General features: G+C 53.0%; 18 protein-coding genes and 2 pseudogenes. 6 read left to right on the forward strand and 14 right to left on the reverse strand.

Features of this window, described 5'->3' with window-relative positions:
* Positions 1-61: 61 nt before the first annotated feature.
* The 10 genes and pseudogenes from ACP3TY_RS05870 to ACP3TY_RS05915 form a co-directional block, all read right to left on the reverse strand.
* Positions 62-580: a hypothetical protein gene (locus tag ACP3TY_RS05870; RefSeq protein WP_426619466.1), complete on the reverse strand. Its 519-nt coding sequence runs from the start codon at positions 578-580 to the stop codon at positions 62-64.
* On the reverse strand, positions 577-2,841 hold the full coding sequence (locus tag ACP3TY_RS05875) for a hypothetical protein (RefSeq protein ID WP_426619467.1): 2,265 nt from the start codon (positions 2,839-2,841) through the stop codon (positions 577-579). Before ACP3TY_RS05875 ends, ACP3TY_RS05870 begins: the two co-directional genes overlap by 4 nt.
* Positions 2,834-5,113: a hypothetical protein gene (locus tag ACP3TY_RS05880; protein ID WP_426619468.1), complete on the reverse strand. Its 2,280-nt coding sequence runs from the start codon at positions 5,111-5,113 to the stop codon at positions 2,834-2,836. The genes ACP3TY_RS05875 and ACP3TY_RS05880 overlap by 8 nt, the downstream gene beginning before the upstream one ends.
* Before the next feature lie 421 nt (positions 5,114-5,534).
* Positions 5,535-7,862, reverse strand: a pseudogene (locus ACP3TY_RS05885) (transporter substrate-binding domain-containing protein); the annotation flags it as partial.
* Positions 7,863-7,870: 8 nt separating this feature from the next.
* Complete coding sequence (locus tag ACP3TY_RS05890) at positions 7,871-8,497, reverse strand: response regulator transcription factor (protein ID WP_053122385.1); 627 nt, start codon at positions 8,495-8,497, stop codon at positions 7,871-7,873.
* 329 nt (positions 8,498-8,826) lie between these two features.
* Positions 8,827-10,155, reverse strand: coding sequence for a deoxyguanosinetriphosphate triphosphohydrolase (locus tag ACP3TY_RS05895; RefSeq protein ID WP_426619469.1), 1,329 nt, complete (start codon positions 10,153-10,155; stop codon positions 8,827-8,829).
* Between the two features lie 69 nt (positions 10,156-10,224).
* A complete protein-coding gene (locus ACP3TY_RS05900; RefSeq protein ID WP_426619470.1) occupies positions 10,225-11,388 on the reverse strand; it encodes an EAL domain-containing protein in 1,164 nt (387 codons plus the stop codon).
* Between the two features lie 123 nt (positions 11,389-11,511).
* A complete protein-coding gene (locus ACP3TY_RS05905) occupies positions 11,512-11,850 on the reverse strand; it encodes a hypothetical protein (protein WP_053122317.1) in 339 nt (112 codons plus the stop codon).
* Positions 11,847-12,233 (reverse strand): phage holin family protein, encoded by a 387-nt coding sequence (locus ACP3TY_RS05910; protein WP_008079909.1) that lies wholly within the window; start codon positions 12,231-12,233, stop codon positions 11,847-11,849. The genes ACP3TY_RS05905 and ACP3TY_RS05910 overlap by 4 nt, the downstream gene beginning before the upstream one ends.
* Positions 12,234-12,235: 2 nt before the next feature.
* Complete coding sequence (locus ACP3TY_RS05915) at positions 12,236-12,550, reverse strand: DUF883 family protein (protein WP_053122315.1); 315 nt, start codon at positions 12,548-12,550, stop codon at positions 12,236-12,238.
* 307 nt (positions 12,551-12,857) lie between these two features.
* Here ACP3TY_RS05915 and ACP3TY_RS05920 point away from each other — a divergent pair, with 307 nt between their 5' ends.
* Positions 12,858-14,066: an ammonium transporter gene (locus tag ACP3TY_RS05920; protein ID WP_053122313.1), complete on the forward strand. Its 1,209-nt coding sequence runs from the start codon at positions 12,858-12,860 to the stop codon at positions 14,064-14,066.
* Here ACP3TY_RS05920 and ACP3TY_RS05925 read toward each other — a convergent pair.
* Positions 14,063-15,775 carry a cation:proton antiporter gene (locus tag ACP3TY_RS05925; protein ID WP_282352569.1) on the reverse strand — a complete coding sequence of 571 codons (1,713 nt, stop codon included), beginning with the start codon at positions 15,773-15,775 and terminating at the stop codon, positions 14,063-14,065. The genes ACP3TY_RS05920 and ACP3TY_RS05925 overlap by 4 nt on opposite strands.
* 209 nt (positions 15,776-15,984) lie before the next feature.
* Here ACP3TY_RS05925 and ACP3TY_RS05930 point away from each other — a divergent pair, with 209 nt between their 5' ends.
* The 4 genes from ACP3TY_RS05930 (at position 15,985) to ACP3TY_RS05945 (ending at position 18,184) form a co-directional block, all read left to right on the forward strand.
* A complete protein-coding gene (locus tag ACP3TY_RS05930) occupies positions 15,985-16,221 on the forward strand; it encodes a glutaredoxin family protein (RefSeq protein ID WP_053122310.1) in 237 nt (78 codons plus the stop codon).
* 165 nt (positions 16,222-16,386) lie between these two features.
* Positions 16,387-16,704 carry a transcriptional regulator gene (locus tag ACP3TY_RS05935; protein WP_053122309.1) on the forward strand — a complete coding sequence of 106 codons (318 nt, stop codon included), beginning with the start codon at positions 16,387-16,389 and terminating at the stop codon, positions 16,702-16,704.
* Positions 16,705-16,775: 71 nt separating this feature from the next.
* Positions 16,776-17,666, forward strand: a complete 891-nt coding sequence (locus tag ACP3TY_RS05940; protein WP_426619471.1) for a pseudouridine synthase — start codon at positions 16,776-16,778, stop codon at positions 17,664-17,666.
* A 209-nt stretch (positions 17,667-17,875) separates the two neighbouring features.
* Positions 17,876-18,184, forward strand: coding sequence for a class I SAM-dependent methyltransferase (locus tag ACP3TY_RS05945; protein WP_426619472.1), 309 nt, complete (start codon positions 17,876-17,878; stop codon positions 18,182-18,184).
* 4 nt (positions 18,185-18,188) lie between these two features.
* On the opposite strand, the pseudogene ACP3TY_RS05950 reads toward ACP3TY_RS05945, so the two are convergent.
* Positions 18,189-18,518 (reverse strand): annotated as a pseudogene (locus ACP3TY_RS05950) (GreA/GreB family elongation factor); the annotation flags it as partial.
* 696 nt (positions 18,519-19,214) lie between these two features.
* On the opposite strand from ACP3TY_RS05950, the gene ACP3TY_RS05955 reads away from it, so the two are divergent.
* On the forward strand, positions 19,215-20,126 hold the full coding sequence (locus tag ACP3TY_RS05955) for a DUF5677 domain-containing protein (RefSeq protein ID WP_426619473.1): 912 nt from the start codon (positions 19,215-19,217) through the stop codon (positions 20,124-20,126).
* Positions 20,127-20,880: 754 nt separating this feature from the next.
* Here ACP3TY_RS05955 and ACP3TY_RS05960 read toward each other — a convergent pair.
* A complete protein-coding gene (locus ACP3TY_RS05960) occupies positions 20,881-21,912 on the reverse strand; it encodes a serine/threonine-protein kinase (protein WP_093099605.1) in 1,032 nt (343 codons plus the stop codon).
* Positions 21,909-22,385 carry a hypothetical protein gene (locus ACP3TY_RS05965; protein WP_093099608.1) on the reverse strand — a complete coding sequence of 159 codons (477 nt, stop codon included), beginning with the start codon at positions 22,383-22,385 and terminating at the stop codon, positions 21,909-21,911. Before ACP3TY_RS05965 ends, ACP3TY_RS05960 begins: the two co-directional genes overlap by 4 nt.
* Positions 22,386-22,591 lie beyond the last annotated feature (206 nt).

Here is a 22,591-nt window from a genome sequence, read left to right on the forward strand (position 1 = left end):
ATTAATCAATAATCGGATCGCCATTAGTCCATTCAAACTCATTCGATCGCCCGTTTTCTGATTAATCCAGGATGTTCAGATTTAAGCCTGCTAGCGTTTCGTAGATTTCGCCAATATCCTGTTCATATCGAGCCCTTACTGACTCAGGCTTGATTGACGCGATGCTTAGGTATTTATTGCGTAACTCACATATCACATAGGTCAATTGCATCTGGCTCTCCTGTGCCATGAGCAATTGTTCCTCAAGATATTTAATTTTAAGGCGCATCGACTCTCGGGTGTCAGACCGTTCTCTAGATTTTTTAGGAACCACCTTGCTCCGCCGGAGCACCTCTTTTCGCAATGAATCCACAGTGTAAAAACCCCCGTGAATTAAGATATTCGATGCACGTATGAATGCATTGAGGGTTAGCCTCGTTAGGCCTAAGTCTTCAGATCGGAAAGCTGCAAAATCGCCCTGCGACTCTAAAGATCCCAATACAGCAGGATTAATCGAGTTAAAGTCGTCGCTTTTTTGCAATGCCTTCAATAGTGCATATTTAGACTCAATTGACGCCACTGTCCTTTCATGAATTTTCATTCGATATCCTTAACCACAAGCACAAGGTGTATTTTGCAGGCATGGTTGCCATTGATGTCGATGAAGTCCATGAACTCGGGTTCTAAAGTGATCCTGCCCTTGTCGAGAAAGTCTATGATATCGCCCTCGAATGAGTTAGATTTCATGTATTCTTCAAACGGGACGTTAGTCGTCACGAGGTTCATATCATTCAGCGGCTGGACGCTGCTAAAAACCTCGTCGTAAGTCTTCAAATGAACTTGTTTGGCATTGTAGGTTTCTCGAAGCATATCCTTGAGGAGATAGAGCCCTTCAATGTCATTAGCCCCTTTGTCGAGGCTGCCTTGAATCCTATTGGCCTTGGCCTCCCTAAGCACGCGACCACTCACCGACTCTGTTACATACCGGTAGAATTGCCGAGCGTCTGTGTGCCCTAACATATAACTCAATGTCTCAAGGTCGTGGTTGTCAGTACCCCAGAAAAATGCCAGTGCAAAAAAACGTCTGAGCTGGTGTTGGCGAATGTAGTAGCGCCTAACGCCTTTGTTTGTGATCGTGGTCGTCGCAAGCTCGAAATAGTCGCATGCGATGTTAAAGTTGTTATAGTGCGATGTCCGCGACAACGAGTTTACGGAGCCATCCAGTCTGCTGACGTTTTGAAACAATGTGCATCCAGACTTCAGAACGCCAATGCTTATCAGACGCTCATTGAATGCACTGAGTTTTCTCAGGAAAATCGCTGCTTTTAACGGAATCGGACGCTTTAGGATTTCACGTTCTCCCGCAGCCCCAGTTTTATTGCCATAAAATACGAGATAGTAAGGAACTTTGGAGTTGACGGGGGAAGATGGATCACTCAGTGGGAAAATACATGTGGCACTATCTAAATCGACCATTTCGTCGCGACGCCTTGCCATTACCGCGCCGACGAAGATCTGAATTGAGCCAGTGAGTACTTGAAACATCTCCGCCAGCCCGTTGTTGTTTCTGACCTTTTTATAAAACTCAGGATCCTGCCTCGATATTGACCAATGAGTAACACCTAACTCGGCAGTTCTAGATGAAATGATGCCAGTTGTAAGTCCATTAGCATTAAAAATTGATCTTATTGTTTCTCCGCCTTTCGACCTCATTTCTAAGGTGTTGAAAACTTCTTCAAGAATGATGTCGCCGTACTTAATGGTAAATTCGATACTGCTTCTCAACGCATCGAGCACCACTTCTATGGGGGCTGTACGATAGCGTCCCTCAGGAGCAAGAATTCGTCCAGTCAATACTCTTCCTTTAGTCAAGCCTAGAATGGCTTTACGATCAATATCGCAATCGATCTCCGAAATGGCCGGTAAACGCTTCCATATTGCTATATATATGTTGAGTATGCGATAAGAAACGCCTTCACCTTTAGAAGATCGAATTTCAACTTGAGGGAATTCTGTTTTGTCAAAAGCCTCTCCTACGTTCAATTCCTCGAATTGGAGTGGCTTTATCTTGCTGCCGTTTAGAGTGTTTTCATACAGGGTCGCTATTATCGGGCTTGAACGAAGCACGTACGCGTTGCGCTCGTAATAATAAAAATTATGTTTGAAAAACCAAACTCTAGCTTTAATCAATTCGTCTTCGCTAAGAGACAGTTGCATGTCTTCTTTAGGTGGTAGATAATTAATTTCAGGATGTTTTCTGGTTTCTAGCTCAATGTCTTTATCTGTAATTTCGTTAATTTTTCCTTTTATCCAATCAGAAATTTTTCCTGAATATTGGTAGATAGACTCACTCGTAGGCTTATCTAAGACGTCCCCAAGGAAAGTTATTAGGTTGTTCTCGTTTATCATTGCAAGCCCCCGCTCGCAAATTTCCAACCGCTCTCCATTGATGATTATCCAATCAATGGTCTGAAGAACCTTTGTTAACGTCGCGTGGGCATAGTCGGGGTCGTAGATTTTCCCACCTGTGAATCTAGGATGTACTTGGTAGGCGATCCAGTAACGAAATGTGTCCAGTAATTGTTTGTTTTGTGAATCCGTCAACATGCTACCGTTATAGAGCTGGATTTCGAAATCTATCGTTCGAGTAATTACCCTACCAACGTCAGTTACGATATATTCTTTCCAGATTTTTCCATCAAACGTCGTATCGTAAGAAAACCAATATGGGCGAGTGATAGCGCAGCCCGCAGGCATTGTAGAGAAAACGAAATTCCGCAGAGCTGTCGCATCAGCAAAAGAGTTTTCTTCACTGATGGTAAAGGAAGAAAGAGTTTCGGCGTTAAGTAGAGCTTCATTCATAAACCAGACTTTCCATTTTTTTGGCCAGGACGATATCGGGAGCAGTGTGTTTCAGAAGCTCTCTGACACTATGAGAACAAATATCTGTTAGGTTCCCTTCCTTTTGCAGATTAGATGCTTGAGTAAGCATTTGAGCGATGGGATACCACCTCATTGCTCCAGACGTTATCTTGGATTTGGAGTTCATCGCTTCAGAAATCACTAGGTAGAGGGACAGCAGCACAATAAGCTTCTGCTTATTGAGAGCAATGTAAGCACGGTCATACGTACCGGGAATCTCTCCATCCTTGTCACTCAGGTTGCCAGAGAAACATTTCTCGACTTCAGGCCTAATTCGATAGTGTGGTTTGTGGTTCAATAGGAATTCGTCTAGTTCTTCCTGAGTGTTGAAGTCCAGTGACTCAAGTAGATAAGGGCTGTCTTTCATTGCTTCATATATGATTGCGTTCTGGAATAACCTTATCCATCGTTCCATTACGAATTCGCGTACAGCAGCCGGCAGATAATCATTCATTAAAGCTCTACTGTGCTCGCTATGTCTTAGCTCGCGTACAACAGCATCTTGACTAAGTGTCTCCAGATAGATCTGTATGACTCGGCTAGCGCGCATAGCTCGAAGAGACAAACTACCGCAGAGGCTTTCTCGTTTTTCTTCCGCGACGTAGTCATTCGATCTAAGATTTATGTAAAGTGGAATTGTTTTAATCGTACGAGTAGTATATTTAGTCAAGTTTGTAATTCTGCTCGGCTTAGTGAATCCTAATCCACCACTCAATAGCAGATATCGCCAATTGGGATCGCCGATCGATCTCAGATAAGCACGGGCCTCACTTGTTAAAGCGATGATGTCCCTCATGAGTTGCGCGGATATATCGTTACATATAACTGACTGACGTGCTTTAGGCTTGCTTCTAGGTTTAAAACTTGTCGCTATATATTTATCACCCGACTGCGTGAAGCCAGTCATTTGGCCTTTTTTGTTGTAAAGCTCAAAGTCCGTAAACCACGTCGGAGTGATGAAGGCGTGTTGTTCTACCATAAGTATCAGGTATGGGAAAAGAGTGAATGCACCTAAGGGCTTGATTATATCAATCAGTTCATTAGGTGGAATGCATTTAAAAATTCCAGTTTCATTTATTCTATAGGTATATTCATTCCAAGTTGCAAGCACGTCATTCGTTGAGAAGTGAACATCCAGCTCTTTATGTTTGAAATCATGAATTACATGACCCTTTTTCCCCATCAATGCGCGGCGGGTTAATTTCTCCATTTCTTGTTGGCAAGTTTTTACGCAGCAATCTGAGACTATTGATATATCACCATCTATCGCTCGCCTAAACTGAATAAAAGCTGCTTCATCTGAAATGGTCAAAGGAACATACGTGAGTGCCTTCTCGTATAAGCTTTCTTGAACGTTTGTATCTCTAGCAACTTCATAAGTTGGGCAGAATAGGGGGTAGAGTGGCTCTGCCATAATGGCAGTCCCTACAATAGTGTTTTTCAAAATGGAAACGGTCGTAGTCCATTCAATATAGAAAAACTTTAACTTGTTTCCGTTAAGAATGCAGTTCGCTTTTCTCTCGGCAAATAGTAATTCAGCAAACTCATTGACTTTGATGCTTGATTGCAGTGATGTCAGGTTACGCTTGTTGTTATATAGCTTGCAGATAAGGTTGGTTGTTGGTCTCAAAAGTTTGATTTGTTGTTTTACGGAGGTTGCTGAGTATTTGCTGCAATGATTGTTGATTTGCTCAAGATAATAGTTGGTGAGTTTTTCCCCGTACTGATTATGGAATCTGGAGAGATCAATGAAAACTTTTTGTTCGTCACGGGCGATGCCAAACCAGCCTTCATAGTATCTTAGTCTGGTCGTAGACTTTTGCATCTGAGTAAAGTATTTGCTGCTATGATCTTGGCGAACTTTCCAAGCCGACTTATCTCCGGTTCGAACGTTATCTTTTTCAAATCCAAATGCTTCACGTAGCATGCGACGGAGCATATTGTATAACGAGCCTATTGTGCGCTCAGGATAATCAGTATGGCTGTTTAAAAACCCCTCAAAACCATAGAGGAGTTCATCGATATCTTCGGGTTTGCGAATGCTTCTGCGACTCAAACTTTGATTTGTTATGTCAAGAAAAGCATTCAGCATAGACACTGTACGTAAGGCGCGATTGTCTTTTTCTGTATCACATATAGCAGTTAAGTTGCGCACGATGTCATCGTCGATTGCAACGACTGGATATTGATTCAAGTATGGAGTCGCTATCATGATTCGTACCGGGCGGGTGTTCATATTTATAAAGCAGCATGTTTTGCTTCTCGTCAATACCCTCTTGGCTATTTTTATTTTCTGATGAAAACTATCTCGCTGATATGTATTGGATTAATATTTGCATGGCGTATTAGTTGTTGCTTTATTATATATAGATGCTTGAGGTATTTTGATCGCGGAGTTTTAAAAGTTTTCTTGCGTGATGTGTGCTAAAACATTGTTTTTAAAGGTGGGGAGAAATCAGTTTGTTGTATGTTATTTAGCTTATTATATTTTTTTGTAATTCTGATAATAATAATAAGATAATGGAGGGGGAATGATAATTGTCATTCTTGGATGGGGCTATTTTGAGCGCTATACCTTTGATTCACCTCGTGTTATGTAAAGAATGATAGTTAGCGTAAATAGCAAAATGACATATATCCAGAATATCGCCGATCAGACCCAGCAGATCCTTGGCCGAATGGTAGGCGGTGTCGATCGATGAGCGATCGGGGTGCTGCTGATCCATGCGTTTGAGCGTCAGTTCGAGCATGCCGATTACTGCATTCATTGGCGTGCGGATCTCGTGGCTCATCGTCGCCAGAAAGGTACTTTTCGCACGATTCGCATCATCGGCCTGCTCTTTGGCCGTGCGCAGTTCCTCGAACAGCTGGCGGCGTTCGCTGATGTCGATCCAGCCGCCGATGATGCCTTGCACGTCTGCGCTAGAGTCACGATAGGGCAGGATCCAGTGATAGATCGTCAGCCGCCGATTGCCGATGTGCAGGGGACGGTCGAGCACCAGCGGCTTGCCTTGGGCGATGACTCGCTGATAATCCGCCTGGAATGCCTGGGCTTCGAAGGCGTTGCTCAGCGTGCCCTGCATGACGCTTTTGCCGATCACGTCTTCTCGTTTGGCGTTGAAGGCTTCGAGGTAGCTGTCATTGCAGCTTTGCAACAGTCCTTGCCGGTCACGCACGTAGATCGGATGCGGCGTGCCGTTGACCAGTGAACGCATGAATTCGAACTGGTCGTTGAGCGCCCGTTCCGCGGCTTTGCGCTGGTTGATCTGGCGGCGCATATAAGCGTTCCACGCCAGCAACAACAGCAGAACCACGCCGGCAGCCCCGATGACTTGATAGAACAGGCGTTGATAATTGCGCCAGGTGTTCTGCGAGGCCGAGGTGTAGCCGCGCCAGCGACCATTGATCACACCCAGTTCTTCGGGTGCGATGCTCAGCAGTGCTTTGTTGATGATCGAACTCAGCTCGGTATTGTCGCGCGCCGTGGCCAGAGAAAAGGCAGCCTGACCGGTGCCGATGGTGGTGGTGATCTGCAGCGCCCGCTCGAAAATCCGCGAAGAGATGAAGTAGTTGGCGATCACCAGAGAATTCACCGCGCCTTCAACATGACCTTCGGCCAGCAGCGAAACCGCGCTGAAGGTGTCCGGTGTCTCGATCAACTGGATGCGTGGAAATTCGCGGCGCAGGTACTCGACCATTGGATTGCCTTGCGCAATCGCGATCGGTTTGTCTTTGAGCTGGCCTAGATTGGTCGGGCTGCCAGCACTCTTGCGGGTCAGCAGGACGTAAGAGTTTTCCAGATAAGGGCGACTGAAAGTCAGGGTCTCTTCGCGCTCGGCGGTCGGCAGAAGCGCGGCGATGAGGTCGGCCTGGTGGTTGTCGATCTGTTTGACCATTTCGGCATCATTGCGGCTGCGTCGGATGTCGAAACGCAGGCCGGTACGCAGACGGATCAGCTCCAGCAGGTCGGCGCTGATGCCGCGAAAATTGCCATCGCCGTCGAAGAACGTCAGCGGCGCGTAAGCCTCGTTGACCAGCACGCTGACCACGGGATGCTGCTTGAGCCAGGCCTCTTCGCGGCGGGTCAGTTGCAGTTTCTGATCGGTCAGCAACATGTCGCTGCCGGCGCTCCAGCGTTTGGCGATGTTCTCGCGCACACTGCGCGGCACCGCTTTGAGTACCGTGTTGATGACGTCCAGCAACTGCGGATTGTTGCGGCGCACGGCGAAGCTGAACCCTTGGGCTTCCTGTTTGCCGAAGTTGGCCATGCGCACGTTGTTGAGGTAACCCTTGTTGATCATGTAGTGCGTCGACAGGGTGTCGCCGAGAAAGACATCGGCCTGGTCGAATGCCACCGCGTTAATTGCGTTCTGGTACGACGGATAGCAGGTGATCAGCGCTTTGGGGTACAGCGCCTTGACCTCGGCCAGCGGCAAATAGTGATAAACCATGCTCAAACGCAGGCCGGCCAAGCCTTCGCTCAGGGAGCGGGTTTCGCCTTCGCGTGTCACCAGCACCGGCTGGTCGACCGCGTAGGGCTCGGACAGAGCCAGATTGGCGTTGCCGGCTTCGTAGCCGTTCGCCGTTCCGAGCAGATCGACCTGGCCATCCAGCAACGCGCGAATAGCGGCATCCCGCGAGGGGAATCGTTGAATGCGGATCGGCAGTCCGGTGGCTTCGCTGAGGAAACCGGCGTAATCGGCAGTCAGACCTTCATAATCGCGGCCACTGACGGTCATGTCGAACGGCGGGTAATCCGGTGCCGAGGTGCCCAGCACCAGTTCGCTGCGGGTGTGCAACCACTGTCGTTGCGACGCCTCGAAGGTGACCGATAATGATTCGCCGGTCGTGCGACTGAATAAGGCATAGACCGGTGATTCGCCAACCATGGCGAACACGTTTGAGCTCAGCAACAGGCTTGCACTCAACGCTATTAAATAGTCCTTTAAACGACTGGGCATGCGGGCTCTCACACGAGTGCGTTACGTTTGGCCATTTCGATTAGTTCAACAAGGGATTTGGCTTTGAGTTTTTGCATTAAGCGTTTTTTGTAAGTGCTCACGGTTTTATTGCTGAGAAACATGCCTTTGGCGATTTCCTTGTTAGTACGGCCCTGGGCAAATAGTTGTAATACCATGAGTTCGCGGTCGTTGACCGATTTGAATAATTCAAGTTCAGCATAACGAATGTCATCGCTACGTACAGGATTCAATGCCTGACTCGGGAAATAGTTGTAACCGGAAAGTACTGCCTTGATTGCACTGACCAGTTCACTCAAGTCTTCCTGCTTGCACACGTAACCCGAAGCGCCGGACTGCATGCAGCGAATGCCGAACAAGGTCGGGCACTGGGCGGTGAGCACCAGGGTTTTCAGGCAGGAACCCATGGCGTTGAAGCGGGCCAGCACTTCGAGCCCGTCGAGCTTGGGGATGCTGATGTCGAGGATGATCAAGTCAGGCATGCACTCGCGCACCATTTGCATGGCATCGACCCCATTATCGGTTTCGCCGACGACCTTATAGCCTTCATGTTCCAGCAGCATGCGAACGGCAAGACGGATGACCGGGTGATCGTCGACAATAAAAACGGAGTTCATAATCAAATCCCATACAAGCACGAATAAAGCGCGCACCTTAGCTCAGATGTATGAACGCTCGTATGAGCGGACATGGCTCTAGGTGCGTTATAGGATAATTCCTACAATTACTTGGGAATGGGACTACGGGTGATTAGGTTTGACGTAAGGAAGGGCTGTTTCAAATGTCGCAGGTTTGCGCAGAGTGGTTTGCAAGTGCGGGTCGCAACTGGGGATTTATAGTGTGTTTAATATTTGTTTGAATTACGCCGCAAAAGAGGGTGCATCATAGCTAGCAGAGACCTTCGATAATGATTACACCCGACCGGCGCCGGTCGGGTGCAAACGGATCAATGACTGGAGCGCCCGGTCATTTCCAGTGCCATGTCGCTGGCGTAGCTGTCGGTCATGCCGGCGATGAAATCGATCATGCGCAGAAACGAGCTGTGTAACGACGTCTGTGGATCCGGCGCGTTATTGCCCAACAAGTCGAGGATGCGTCGGCTTTTGAACGACGGCGTGCGGCCATTGTGTTGTTCCAGCGCCGCGCCACAGAACGAGTTGAGGAGGATTTCCAGCGTGGTGTACGCGCCGATTTCATGCAGGGTTTTGCGCTTATCCTGAAAGATCTTTTTGCGCGCAATGTCCTTGGCATTCAGTACGCAACGCTTGGCCGGACCGTGCATGTGTTCCACCAGGTCGCCGTGCAAGGTGCCGGCGAGGAGGGCGTCTTGCTGTTCGACGAAGGCTCGCGCCGCCGCGTTTGTCAGGTGTTCGATGGCTTTGCCGCGCAGGATTGCCAGTTTGCGCCGACGTGAATCCCGCGGGCCGAGCTGGCGATAGGTTTCCGGCAGGTCGTCACCGACCAGACCGAGCAGCAGCGATTCGACCTCGGCGTACTCCAGCAGCTCCATCTCGAGGCCGTCTTCGAGGTCGATCAGCGCGTAGCAGATGTCGTCGGCGGCTTCCATCAGGTACACCAATGGATGTCGCGCCCAGCGCTGGTCTTCGATTTGCGGCAGACCGAGTTTGTGGGCGATCTGCTCGAGCAGCGGCAGTTCGCTCTGGTAGCAGCCGAACTTGTGCTTTTTGTAACCGAGGGAATCGGCGTGACGCGCAGTCCACGGGTATTTCAGGTAGGTGCCGAGGGTGGCGTAGGTCAGACGCGTACCACCGTCGAACTGGTGGTATTCCAGTTGCGTGAGCACGCGGAAACCCTGGGCGTTGCCTTCGAAATTGAGGAAGTCTCCGCGCTCGGCCTCGCTCATGCCATCGAGCCAGCCACGTCCGGCAGCCTGTTGGAACCAGTGGCGAATCGCATCTTCGCCGGAATGGCCGAACGGCGGATTACCGATGTCATGAGCCAGACACGCCGATTGCACGACCATACCGAGGTCAGCGGGGTCGCACCATTCCGGCAGAGCACTGCGCAGGGTTTCGCCGACGCGCATGCCCAGCGAGCGGCCGACACAACTGACTTCCAGCGAGTGGGTCAGGCGCGTGTGAATGTGATCGTTGCTGGTGACCGGGTGCACTTGCGTCTTGCGTCCCAGGCGACGAAAGGCGCCGGAGAAAATAATGCGGTCATGGTCTTTGTGAAAAGGGCTGCGGCCGAGTTCTTGCGGGCTGTGCAGCGGCTTTCCGAGGCGTTCGCGGTTGAGCAGGGTCTGCCAATCCAAGGCTGATTCTCTCCGTCTGGATAACTGATGCCCTAGCTTCCCGGTTCAGCCCCGTGCCTGCAAGCGGAACTACAGTCCCGCCGCATCAATGTCGATCAGCAGCAGTCGTTCACCGTTGTCGAAAAACTGTCCGGCGGTGAGGCAGTACTGGTTGCTGGTGGCATCGCGGTAGGTGTTCGACAGGGTCAGACGGCGTTCTTCCCAGCCTTCGGCGAGCAGATGATAGAAGTACGGGCGCCACGACCAGTTGTGCCCCAGATAGCGGTTGTCGGCGAACCAGCCGTTCTGCCGCCACTCCAGATTGGGCGTCAGTTGTGTGCCGTGGCGGTCGCATTGGTAAAACCGCAGCAGCCACGGAAAGGCATCCAGTTGCGGCAATGCAGTCAAGGGCGCGCGGGCCTGAGCCCAGGTTTGCAGGATCGTCATCAGTTCGCTGAGTTGCTGGCGCATCTGCATCAATCGCCCGCGTTCGTTGAGTTTCTGCCGGACATAGCGTTGGCGAAGTTCAGCGAAGCGTTGCACAAATGCGTCGGCGGGGAAGAAGTCTTGCTGGGCACGTGCGAACAGAAAACCCTGCACGTAACGCGAGCCACACTCCAGGGCAAAATTCAGCTGCGCTTCGGTCTCGACACCTTCGGCGATGATCCAGCAGCCGGTCTTTTCTGCCATCTGTGCCAGCGCTTTGACCACGTCACTGCTGGGCCCGCCCAACGCGGCCGCCTGGAACAGGCGCATGTCGAGTTTGAGGATGTCTGGCTGCAAGGCCAGCACTCGATCAAGCTGCGAATAGCCCGCGCCAAAGTCATCAATGGCGATTCGCGCTCCGGCCTGACGATAGCGCGCGACCACTTCGGCCAGGCGTTGGCTATTGCCGCCCAATTCAGTGATTTCGAAAACGATGCGCTGCGGATCGACGCCATGCCGGGCCAGTTGCTTGAGACTGGGCAAGGCTTGGTCGGGGCGCAGACGACTGATCCAGCGCGGCGACATGTTCAGGCTGAGAAACCAGTCTGTCGGCGCTTCATGCAGACGGCTCAAGGCGTTGTCACGGATCTGCCGGTCGAGGCGGCGCAGGGCAATGGCCGGCACGCGCGGGTCGGCGAAAAGCGGCCCGACCGAATTCAGTTGTCCATCAGCCTGACGCAGGCGGCCCAATGCTTCAACGCCGGCAATGCGTCCGGTGGCAGTATCGATAAAAGGCTGAAAGCAGGCGAGCGGTTGCCCGTCGATCACGGGGCCTCCTTAGTCGTTCTTGTTCTGGTTGAACCCTGCCGACCGGGTAGGCATGCAGGATTGAACCTCTGGATAAGAGGTTCATCCCGCCGGTGTTGCAAGAATGTAGCCAGATGCGTCAGTTCAGCGTTTGCCAGAGCTTTGCATGACCAGTCTGATCAATGGCCCAAGGCTGGTGCCGAGACGGATCAGACGGGTCAGACCACCGACGCCACCGCTTTTCGCGCCTTTGCCGGTGATGAAGCCCAGCAGCGTTACCGCCGCCACACCCCATAACGGCGCGTGTTTGATGCCGAAGCCGCCTTGCAGGTTTTGCGTCATGCCGCGCATGCGCTGCAGGGGTTGCAGCACTTGTGCGGTTTCGTGGCGGATTTCCTGACGGTGCATTTCCATGCGCAGACGGATCAGTGCCTTGCGCATTTCCCGTCGCGAACCATTGTGCGGAAGTTGAGGCAGGCTCATGGCAGCAGGCGCTCCCGGTCGTTGGCCAGCTCTTCGAGCGTGCCGTGAAAGGGTGAGGACTCATCGAAGATCGCGGCTTTCAGGCGTAGCCCGCAGAAGATCGAGGCCAGGGTGTAAAAGACGCACAGGCCAATGATCGCAGCAAGACGATAGGTGTCCCAGAAGATGATCATCACCAGCGTCGATAAACCCACCAGCAACAACAGGGCAAAGACCAGCGCCAGGCCTGCGAACAACAATAGGCTGACGGTACGTGATTTCTGCTCCTGTAATTCAATGCCGAATAATTCGACATGGCTGTGCAGCAGACCGAGAACGGCGGCGCCCAGACGCCGCGTGGAGGAGGCGGTGCCCGCTGTCGGGCCGGATTCACCGATCGACATGATCAGCGCCGAGTGGCCAGCAGGCCAATGAGGAAGCCGACGCCAGCGGCGATCCCCACCGATTGCCAAGGGTTGGCCGACACGTAGTCTTCGGTAGCGGAAACCGCAGCCTGACCGCGTTCGCGCAGGGTGTCTTCGGTCAGCTTCAGGGTCTCGCGGGCGCGCAACAGGCTGTCGTGGATCTGCTCACGCAGTTCATCTGCCTGATCGCCGGCCAGGGTGGCGGTGTGCTCGAGCAACCGTTCGGTGTCGGCGACCAGTGTCTGGAAGTCGTTCATCAGGATTTCTTGAGCAGTCTTTGCCTTGATGCTGGCCATGGGTGGATCTCCGTAGTTGGCTTTCTGATGCGTTCGAGTATGAGCCTTGCGCGAAGGTTCAGTACAAATGACTGGTACAACTTTTGCTATCTCGTGGTGCGTGGCCCGGTCGCTGTGCGCTGTTGCCGGGCGTGCGCGCTGGAAAACCTTAACTCAAATAATCCCGGTACGTGTCAGGACATCGACCTCGTGCGCCAAAGCAGTTCACTGGACAAATCCCTTCAGTGACTGCGTGGTCGCAACTTGGTGCATGAAATGCCCGCATGAACCGCTTTGGTGCCTTTTTCGCCTTTAGGTCTGCCTGCTTATGGAAAATCTGCAAAGCGCTGTGGACACCCTGGTGCACAGCTCCAACACCTTGTTCATTTTGATCGGTGCAGTGATGGTGCTGGCGATGCACGCCGGTTTCGCCTTTCTGGAAGTCGGTACGGTTCGCCAGAAAAACCAGGTCAACGCCTTGGCGAAAATCCTCAGCGATTTCGCCGTCTCGACCCTAGCCTATTTCTTTATAGGCTATTGGCTCTCTTACGGCGTGACCTTCATGCAACCGGCGGCGGTACTCAACGCTGATCACGGTTATGGCTTGGTGAAGTTTTTCTTCCTGCTGACCTTCGCGGCGGCGATCCCGGCGATCATTTCCGGTGGCATTGCCGAGCGCGCGCGCTTCGTTCCGCAGTTGTGCGCGACGGCACTGATCGTGGCGTTCATCTATCCGTTTTTCGAAGGGATGATCTGGAACGGTAACTATGGCCTGCAAGCGTGGCTGACGGCGCAGTTCGGCGCGCCATTCCATGACTTCGCCGGTTCCGTGGTGGTGCATGCGATGGGCGGCTGGCTGGCGCTGGCGGCGGTGTTGTTGCTCGGCCCGCGCAATGGACGTTATCGCGATGGACGCTTGGTGGCGTTTGCACCGTCGAGCATTCCGTTTCTGGCGCTGGGTTCGTGGATTCTGATTGTCGGCTGGTTCGGCTTCAACGTGATGAGCGCGCAGACGCTGCAAGGCGTCAGTGGGCTGGTGGCAGTCAACTCGTTGATGGCGATGGTCGGCGGCACCATGGCGGCGTTGATCGTCGGGCGCAATGACCCGGGCTTCCTGCACAACGGCCCCTTGGCCGGCTTGGTGGCGATCTGCGCCGGTTCCGACTTGATGCACCCGGTGGGCGCATTGGTCACCGGCGCGATTGCCGGTGCGCTGTTTGTCTGGTGCTTTACCGCTGCGCAGGTGAAATGGCGTATCGACGACGTATTGGGTGTGTGGCCGTTGCACGGTTTGTGTGGCGTATGGGGCGGGATTGCCTGTGGCATCTTCGGCCAGACCGCGCTCGGTGGACTCGGCGGCGTCAGCCTGATCAGCCAGTTGCTCGGCAGCGCGCTCGGCGTTGCGGTGGCGCTGATCGGTGGCTTTGTCGTGTACGGCGCGATCAAGGCCTTGCACGGGCTGCGCCTGAGTCAGGAACAAGAGTATTACGGCGCCGATCTGTCGCTGCACAAGATTGGCGCGGTGAGTCAGGACTAGGCTTCTTCATCGTCGGCACCGGGATAAAAACCGTGCAACAGGCGATAGCGGTCGATGCGCACTTGATCGACTTGTTCCTGCACCTGGTGTGCGGGCAGACCGAGCATGATCAACGCGTGTGAGGCGAGCATCAGGCTCGACTCCAGCAGCTCCGGCACCACTTCGGTGGCGCCGGCGGCTTTCAGTTCGCTCCATTGGCTGTCGTCGCGGGTGCGCACCAGAATCGGTATGTGCGTGTTGAGTCGGCGCGCTTCTTTAAGAATGCCCAGGGCGACATCGCTTTGATCGACGGCGATCACCAATAAGCGGGCGCGCAACAGGCCGACGGCGGTGAGCAGATCACCGCGCGCGGAATCGCCATAATGCACGTCACTCTCGCCGGATGCCGCTTCCTGAACGCGAACCGGATCATTGTCCAAAGCAATGAACGGTTGTCCGGCGTTGCGCATGAAGCGGCCGATGGATTGGCCGACACGACCGTAGCCACAGATCACCACGTGCTTGTCGAGGTCAGCGTTGAGCGCGCTGATTTCTTCGATCTGCGCTTCCTGATTGGGCTTGCGGTGCAGGGCAGCGGCGATGCGTGGTGCGGCGCGTAACAGCAGCGGCGTCAGCACCATCGAGCAGAACGTCGCCGCCAGCAGCAAGGCGCCGAGTCGTTCCGGCAGCAGACTGCTTTGCTGCATCTGCGCCATCAGCGCGAAGCAGAACTCGCCACCCTGCGCCAAGGCGAGACCGCTGCGCCACGCGGTTTCGCTATCGCTACCGCGCCACTTCACCAGCAGCGCGACGACGATCCCCTTGATCACCATCAAACCGACCGTGAGGCCAAGAATCAGCAAGCCATCGCTGACAAACAGTTGCAGGTCGATCAGCATGCCGATGCTGACGAAAAACACCCCGAGCAAGATGTCGCGGAATGGCCGGATATCGGCTTCGATCTGATGCCGGTAATGACTCTCGCCGAGCAACATGCCGGCGAGAAACGCGCCGAGGGCAGGGGACAAGCCGAGCAAGTGCGTCAGCCACGCCGTCAGCAGCACGATCACCAGCGCCAACAGCACGAACAATTCCGCGGAGCGCGAAGCCGCCACCTCATGAAACAGTCGTGGCAGCAACCAGCGACTGGCGAGCAGCAGACCGACAAACAGCACCACGGTTTTCGCCAGCGTCAGCGGCAGGGCCCAGTACCAGGCCTGTGCGCTGCTGCCGGCGAACACCGGCACCAGCGTCAGCAGCAAAACCGCCACCACGTCCTGAAACAGCAACACGCCGATCGCGTTCTGGCCGTGGCTGCTGAACACTTCGCCGAGACTGCCGAGTTCCTTGGTGACAATCGCCGTGGACGACAACGACAGCCCGGCGCCGAGCAACAAAGCGGGCGTCACCGGCATGCCCAGCAAAATCAGGATCAGACCCAGAAGCGCGGTGCTGATCAGCACCTGCTGACTGCCCAGCCGGAATACCACTTGGCGCAACGCAATCATCTTCGACAGAGAAAATTCCAGCCCGAGCGAAAACAACAGGAACACCACGCCCAATTCAGCCACGTCCGGCAGATGCTCACTCTCGTTGACCCAGTCGAACGCACTCGGCCCGACCAGCAAACCCACGAATAGGTAACCCAGCACCGGCGGCAATCGCAGACGGCGGAACAGGGCAATCACCACGAGGGACGAGGCGAGGATGATCAACAGGTTGGCAAACACTAGACACTCCGATGTCAGGCTCTGGCTGTTCAAGCGTAGAGGCAAAAAGAGCGGGAGGATCACGTAATTGCGATTTCTGCGGACTGATTTGCATCAGGGTTTTGCGCGCAAGCGCTGTCGGAAAGGCTCAAGCCTTTGGGCGGCGGTGGGTCGACGGGTTTTGCGCTGCGGCCTAGAATAGGCGCACTCTTTTTGTGGTCGAGCCCATCATGCCTCCTGAATGTCAGCTGTTCGGCACCCTTGGATGCCATTTGTGCGAATTGGCCGAAGCCGAGCTGATGCCTTTTGTCGAGCACGGTTTGCTGGTGGAACTGGTCGACATTGCTGACGACGAGTCGTGGTTCGAGGCTTACAGTCTGCGCATTCCAGTGCTGCGCCGCGTCGACACCGGCGCGGAGTTGGGCTGGCCGTTCAACGCTGATCAGGTTGTGGCGTTCCTCCAATAGTCGGTTTTCTGCATCCTCCCCGCCGGTCGCGACCGCGCATCCATTCCTTGGCAGTTTGCCAAATATTCGGTTACTGTATGTTCATACAGTAATTGGGTTGACCTGCTGCATTCTGTGTTTTTTGCAGGGCGTGAGCTGGTGAGCCGGACGTCAGAGGGATGCACCGTGGTCAATGTCGAACAGTTGAAGAACAGCGTGAACCGGATGTCGGTTGACGTGGTGCGCGAGGCCGTCGCCGAATTGCGCCTCGACGGCTTGGTCACGGAAGGCAAGACGCCCTTCAATAAAGTCCATTTCAATACGTGCTTTGCCGAGATCGAGGCGCTGTTTCAGCGTGCCGGTTATCACAAGCAACTCGACGTAGTCGGTTATCAGGGCTTGCTTTACGCCTTGTATGACCCGGGTCGCTGGGAGGCGGTCGAGGTGTTGCGCTGGCTCAAGGAGTTCACTGAGGCGGCGGCGCTCAAGTCGATTCCGGCGTGAGGATTCTGCGCTAGGTTCGTTTCCCTCAGTGTTGGATAATGCCGGCCTGCACTGAGGGTTAGAATTTTCGTATGTCCACATCTCCATTTTCCGCTGCACACAATCAGGCCAGCACCCTGTATCTGCCACCGGGTTCCTGGTCGACGGTGCTTGATTGTTTGTGCGAGCACTTTCGGGCCATCGGCCGTGAGCAGTGGCTGGATCGTATCGCCCGTGGCCGAGTGCTCGACGGTAATGGTCAACCGATTTCGGTGGATCTGCCTTACAAGGAAGGTCTGCGCATTCACTACTTCCGTGAAGTGCCGGACGAGAAACCGATCCCCGTGGTCGAGTCGATTCTTTATGCCGACGAGCATCTGGTGGTGGCGGACAAACCGCATTTCCTGCCAGTGACCCCGGCCGGTGAGTACGTCGAACAGACGTTGCTGCGACGCTTGATTCGGCGTCTGGACAATCCCCATCTGGTGCCACTGCACCGTATCGACCGGCACACCGCCGGGCTGGTGATCTTCTCGGCTAATCCGCAAACGCGCTCGGCGTATCAGTCACTGTTCCCGACCCGGCAGATCGACAAGCGCTACGAAGCCATCGCGCCAGCGCTGCCTGAGCTGAATTTCCCGTTGGTGCACAAAAGTCGACTGGTCGATGGCGAGCCGTTTTTCCGCATGCAGGAAGGGCCGGGCGTCAGCAATACAGAAACGGCGGTCGAAGTTCGCGAGAAGAACGGCGATCTGTGGCGCTATGGCCTGTACCCGGTCACCGGCAAAAAACATCAACTGCGTGTGCACATGACCGCATTGGGCGCGAGCATCTGCAACGATCCGTTTTACCCGGATGTGTTGAAAGACGTTGAAGATGACTACGCCAATCCGCTGAAACTGTTGGCGCAGGGCCTGCGCTTCATCGACCCGGTCACTGGCGAGGAGCGCGAATTCGAAAGCCGCATCACCTTGCAGTGGTGATGTCGCTTATAGCTGCTGATTCTTGACACTGTACGGTCACGTTATCTAGCATGTGTTTATGCGCCGATTTAAACAGCTACTTGCGGGGCGCCAGGTGACTTAAACAGTTGCCGTCAGAAGCCGGAACAGGGCTTCGAAATACCGCTAAAGCGCTGGTTCGGTGTTGCCTCTCACCTGCCATGCAGACTTTTGAGGCAGAGACACGACCAATGAATGCACTACGCCCTCCTGCACGTCCCGCGCCGATCACCGCGCATATCACTCAACGCAACCCGAAAATCCTGCTTGGCAGCAAACATCAGCCGACGCTGTTGCGTTATCTCGATGGTTGGCCACGCCGCAGCGGCGGCCCTGCCGCATTCCTGATCCAGTTTGTCGAAGACGGCGAGTCGCTGGCGCGGTTTGCCAGTGACAGTTTTGATCTGGCAGTGATTCAGGCGCCAAGCGCGGAAGACGCGCCGGAAATGATCAAGCAACTGACCCGCGTTGCGCGGCAAGGCCTGATCACCCGCCGCTGACTTTTCAGAGATATTCGATCGCCACGATGTAGACGAACTGTTCTCCGGTCGGCGTTTGCACGCGTACCTCTGCGTCCAGCGCCTTGCCGATCAAGGCGCGGGCCAGTGGCGAATCGATGCTGATCAAACCGAGTTTGAGATCCAGTTCATCGGGGCCGACGATGCGGTAACGCGATTGCTTGCCGTCTTCGTCCTCGATCGTGACCCACGCACCGAAGTAAACCTTGTTCGGGTCGCTGGGTTTTTCGCTGACCACCTTGAGTGCTTCCAGACGTTTGGTCAGAAAGCGCACGCGGCTGTCGATCTCGCGCAGCATCTTCTTGCCGTAGGTGTATTAGCACCCCTACCTAAAACATACTATTTTACCCTCCAAACCCTCGTTTTAGCGGTAGATTTCAATCATCCTCACCAGTGTCTTTTGTATTAGATCCACATAATTTGTACTACATACTATCTCTGATGGGGGAGTCAGACACTGTGATGGGGGTGGAGCAGGGGATGCCATTCGCGACCAAGGTGAGGGTTCATTACCGGAGCGACGATACGGGGCGTGGAGTACAGCGATAATGTTTGCGAACTGAGGATGGATTATTTATTTCGCACCTTCAGTACCTGGCGAGTGAGCTGATCAGGTGCGAGTCTTGGCTGCGAAGGGATTATGTTTGCTACGAAACGGCTGATTCAGTGCATCGCTGCAAGCCAGAGGGGTTCGCGGATACGAGGGATTTGCTGGACGCCTGCGCTCAATCTGTTGAATTCAGAACGATCAACACTGAGACCCTGGAAGACCCGATTCGCTTGAACTGGATGCTTAGAAATATTCGCATCTGTTTAATTGCAGGCTTGGGGATTGGGCCTGAAGAGCGAAGCGTACAACTGCCAAAAATTCTATATTCAAGAATAACAGGGTGTTCTGCATTGCTTTACGGCTAGGCGTCTGTTCTGCAAAGATGGCAACGACCCGTATCAAGGAACATCAGATAGCACTTCAAGGTACTAAGTGAAGTGGCTGCATGTTTAAGGAAGATTCATGGATAGCTTTAATCGTAAAGAAGACTTTACCAAACCGCATCTTTCCCACGCACGTCATCTACCTGCCCTAGAAAGTTTGCAGCTTCAAATTGAAGATACGCTGCATGGTATAAATTTAAATGAGGCAGGCGGATTTACAATGCCAACTCGTGTTTGCTGCTACTCGATAGCAGAAATCATTGAGGATCTTAATAGAGCGATTTTGCAAAGCCTAAAGGTTGGGAGCTATTCAGCAGCTGAAACGTTATCGAGAACGTCTTTGGAGAACTCGATAAATCTGATATTTATCAATAATGATAAAACATCAAATACTGCGAAGTCTCTATTTTTAAATTATTTTAAAACTGCGAAGGACAGGGCGCGGAAGTGGCATCGGTATGCTGTGAGTAATGATAATGCTGAGAGCATTGAACGGTCTGCTGGTTTCGAGCAATCGCTCGATCTGATTAGGGGGCTATTTGCTGACTTGGATTCAGGTGGGGTTAAAGGTTGGCCGGATGCTTATAGCCGGTTTAGAGATGCAGGCTATGAGTTTGGCTATCATACGCTATTTGCACCAGCGTCAGATTCTACACATAGTTTTAGTAATGACATTTTCAACCGATTCTTTGTAGAGGCTTTCCCAGTAAGCGACGAAGAGAAGAAAGATCAGCTAGATGGGCATTTCGCTGAGAAGGTGTCATTTGCATTTTATCTCGCGACTCATGCTATACAATTTTACTGCGTTGCAGCCTCACATATCTCGGATAGGGCTGCAGATGAAAGTGCGGGTGATAAATTAAACGTCATCGGTAAGACGATAGCCGAGATGTTGATGGAGCATGAGTCTCTTACGAAAAATTGTTTGGATATGCTAGCTTCCACAAAAAAAGACGCGATGGAAATGAGGAGTCGCGCCAAGGATACATGAAATGTAGAGACCAATTTTGTTGAGATCGCAGGAGCCATGAGCATGTAGATCTCCCCAAGATTTGTTTTCAAGCTCTGATATTTGTAAGCGGACATGCCAATACGAGTATTTAAGTCTGCGGGCTTAAATATGGGTTTTTGAAATGCATTTTATCCTCCAGAGCTATCTGCCGGAACTATTAGGCAAAGCCGTTTATCAGAAGCGCATCCAAGCAGCAGGCTATTCGCCCTTAGGTAGTGACCACCCTGTGCCTGAGCTACTCTACGAGGCGCTAACGAATTGGGCCTGATGCATCGAATTCTGAAAATAGCTCGAAATCTGGTGAGATTTGGTGCGAGTTGGGGTTGCGAAGGATAGGTCGCCTTGCAATGACTAACAATCTCGCTATGCTATAGCTTGTTTCAAAGCACTGTTTGTCTGTACAGTAGTAATGTACCGATTCGGTTATGCAAACGGGAACGTTTATCGCAGGTGAAACCTGCTTTACCACAGTGGCTGACAAATGAGCGTAAGCCGATCCAATCTCAAGCTATCAATGCCTCGTTGCGGCTATTGTGGCGCGGTGTGGGTGCCTCCAGAGGGTGTAAATGCCTTGGAGTCCTTTTGTCCGCATTGCGCCGCTGAGCGACGTGCTGCTGCCTGCGAGCGTTTCCAGCTTGATAGTCTGAACACGACTGATATGCCGGGTCGCTATCTCTTGCCTCGCCGTTTTCGCTTGAACGGGTGAACGGGGCTTGAATTGTGAGTCGAGACGTTACCGGCTGAAGTAGGATTCAAGCTCACGAATTGCCTTGCTTCTTCCAATTACGCCGGCGGATCCTCCAAGCGTTTTCACGCGGCCAGCATCCAGCGGCTCACTCCAGGCTTTCCATTCATGCTTGCGTTGACCGTGGCGGTACCATTCCACGATGATCCGGCGGGTATTGTTAAGTCTTTCCCAGCGTACGAGATCCGGGTTCACAATAGGCACCGTCCAATTAGGTTCAATCGGCAAACGTGAAAGTGCATTCAGAGCTTCGTTGGCGTTTTGATAGCGATTAGCTGGGATATCGTTCAGCATCTTCCGGATGACACGCCGCCATGACTTGGGCACGTGCGGCAGCCAATTTAGCTGTTCGACGAAGTTGCCCTTCACAACAAGGTCATAAGGTGAGTCATTTTCCAATATGTACCAGGCTTCGCCACTTAGTAGGCGGAACAGCGTCATGCCGTACGCCCATACGTCACTTTTGGCGCTGGTTGGTTGTTTTTTCCAAACTTCGTACGCAATGTGGTCGCCGTAACCGGCCGCTGATCCATAGCCCAACAACAATTCATCGGTAACGAGGCCAAAGTCACCAAGCAATGCAGTGCCTGCGTCATTTAGGAGGATGTTTCCGGGCTTGATGTCACGGTGGAGCATGCCTCGGGCGTGAAGCGCGCTTAACCCCATCAGTACATCGATTCCGAATTTTCGTACCTGGCTGATTGTGATCGAGCCCTTTTCATGCAGGCTCTGCAGAGAGCCGCCCTTGCAATAAGCCATCGAGAAGCGAATGCTGTCGTCGTCCTCCTCGATACTGTGAACCTGAACAACGTTGCGATGATTGGCCTTGGATAAATGTTGTGCTTCGGTGAGAAAAGCCGACTTAAGGCCCTGCCATTCCTCATCTGTTTTGGCTAGCGCGCGGCTAAGAACTTTGATTGCCACTTGGCCGTGCACGCTGTCTTCGCCGAGGAAGACCTCGCCGAAGTAACCCTTTCCGATTATTTTCTCTAGTTTTAGCTTGCCGACGACTTTGTTCATTTGCGGCCACGCTGGGAAACTACAAGCATGGCGGCTTCCCTACTGCCTTTACGCAGCGATCCCCCTGCAACCTGTTCGTCCCAAAAGCTGTCGTCTTTGATGCAGTCGTCGACTTTGCGTTTGTAAGCGCGGCTAATTGCTGCTTTAGCCAGCGCCTTGGTGGGACAGACAGAGGCAGCGGCTGCCATGATTACGCCTCTCAGCTCAGCGCCCTCCAGCAGGCTCTGTTTTGCACCGCCGCCTTGGGGGAGGGCGCTTGCTTTGATGAAGACCTGACGGATGTTTTGCTCTTTCAGGTAGCTCACGCATTGCTGGTGCAAGATGTCATACGCATGCAGACGATCGCCTGTAGGTAGTTTCCAGCTGGCATCCATCAGGATGGTAACGGGTTCTGTCATGTCCGTCGGTACTAGGGTGTCGACCACCGTCACATCCCCAGCGGAAACTAATAATCCAACGCAGCGCACAGTCATGAAGCAATCCTTGTCGAGCCGAAAGATGGCGCCATGGTATTACAAGTGAGAGGGGGGTCAACCAGAATGCACGATTGCTTTTTTTGCTCTGCGTATATCGGCGTTGGCGAGTGAGTGCGTGCTTTAGGCATCGTAATCTTGCCAGCTAGTACAGCTATTTTTACTGGCGTATCATGCGCTGGTTGGGCATTGTGCCATCAGGCATT

It is taken from the genome of Pseudomonas rustica (genome assembly GCF_049959085.1).
Classification (GTDB): domain Bacteria; phylum Pseudomonadota; class Gammaproteobacteria; order Pseudomonadales; family Pseudomonadaceae; genus Aquipseudomonas; species Aquipseudomonas rustica.

What these genes read in the sequence shown, in the direction of transcription:
- ACP3TY_RS05870 (WP_426619466.1), bottom strand. Translation starts at nt 580, where the DNA reads ATGAAAATTCATGAAAGGACAGTGGCGTCAATTGAGTCTAAATATGCA.
- ACP3TY_RS05875 (WP_426619467.1), bottom strand. Translation starts at nt 2,841, where the DNA reads ATGAATGAAGCTCTACTTAACGCCGAAACTCTTTCTTCCTTTACCATC.
- ACP3TY_RS05880 (WP_426619468.1), bottom strand. Translation starts at nt 5,113, where the DNA reads ATGATAGCGACTCCATACTTGAATCAATATCCAGTCGTTGCAATCGAC.
- ACP3TY_RS05890 (WP_053122385.1), bottom strand. Translation starts at nt 8,497, where the DNA reads ATGAACTCCGTTTTTATTGTCGACGATCACCCGGTCATCCGTCTTGCC.
- ACP3TY_RS05905 (WP_053122317.1), bottom strand. Translation starts at nt 11,850, where the DNA reads ATGAGCCTGCCTCAACTTCCGCACAATGGTTCGCGACGGGAAATGCGC.
- ACP3TY_RS05910 (WP_008079909.1), bottom strand. Translation starts at nt 12,233, where the DNA reads ATGTCGATCGGTGAATCCGGCCCGACAGCGGGCACCGCCTCCTCCACG.
- ACP3TY_RS05915 (WP_053122315.1), bottom strand. Translation starts at nt 12,550, where the DNA reads ATGGCCAGCATCAAGGCAAAGACTGCTCAAGAAATCCTGATGAACGAC.
- ACP3TY_RS05920 (WP_053122313.1), top strand. Translation starts at nt 12,858, where the DNA reads ATGGAAAATCTGCAAAGCGCTGTGGACACCCTGGTGCACAGCTCCAAC.
- ACP3TY_RS05930 (WP_053122310.1), top strand. Translation starts at nt 15,985, where the DNA reads ATGCCTCCTGAATGTCAGCTGTTCGGCACCCTTGGATGCCATTTGTGC.
- ACP3TY_RS05940 (WP_426619471.1), top strand. Translation starts at nt 16,776, where the DNA reads ATGTCCACATCTCCATTTTCCGCTGCACACAATCAGGCCAGCACCCTG.
- ACP3TY_RS05945 (WP_426619472.1), top strand. Translation starts at nt 17,876, where the DNA reads ATGAATGCACTACGCCCTCCTGCACGTCCCGCGCCGATCACCGCGCAT.
- ACP3TY_RS05955 (WP_426619473.1), top strand. Translation starts at nt 19,215, where the DNA reads ATGGATAGCTTTAATCGTAAAGAAGACTTTACCAAACCGCATCTTTCC.
- ACP3TY_RS05960 (WP_093099605.1), bottom strand. Translation starts at nt 21,912, where the DNA reads ATGAACAAAGTCGTCGGCAAGCTAAAACTAGAGAAAATAATCGGAAAG.
- ACP3TY_RS05965 (WP_093099608.1), bottom strand. Translation starts at nt 22,385, where the DNA reads ATGACTGTGCGCTGCGTTGGATTATTAGTTTCCGCTGGGGATGTGACG.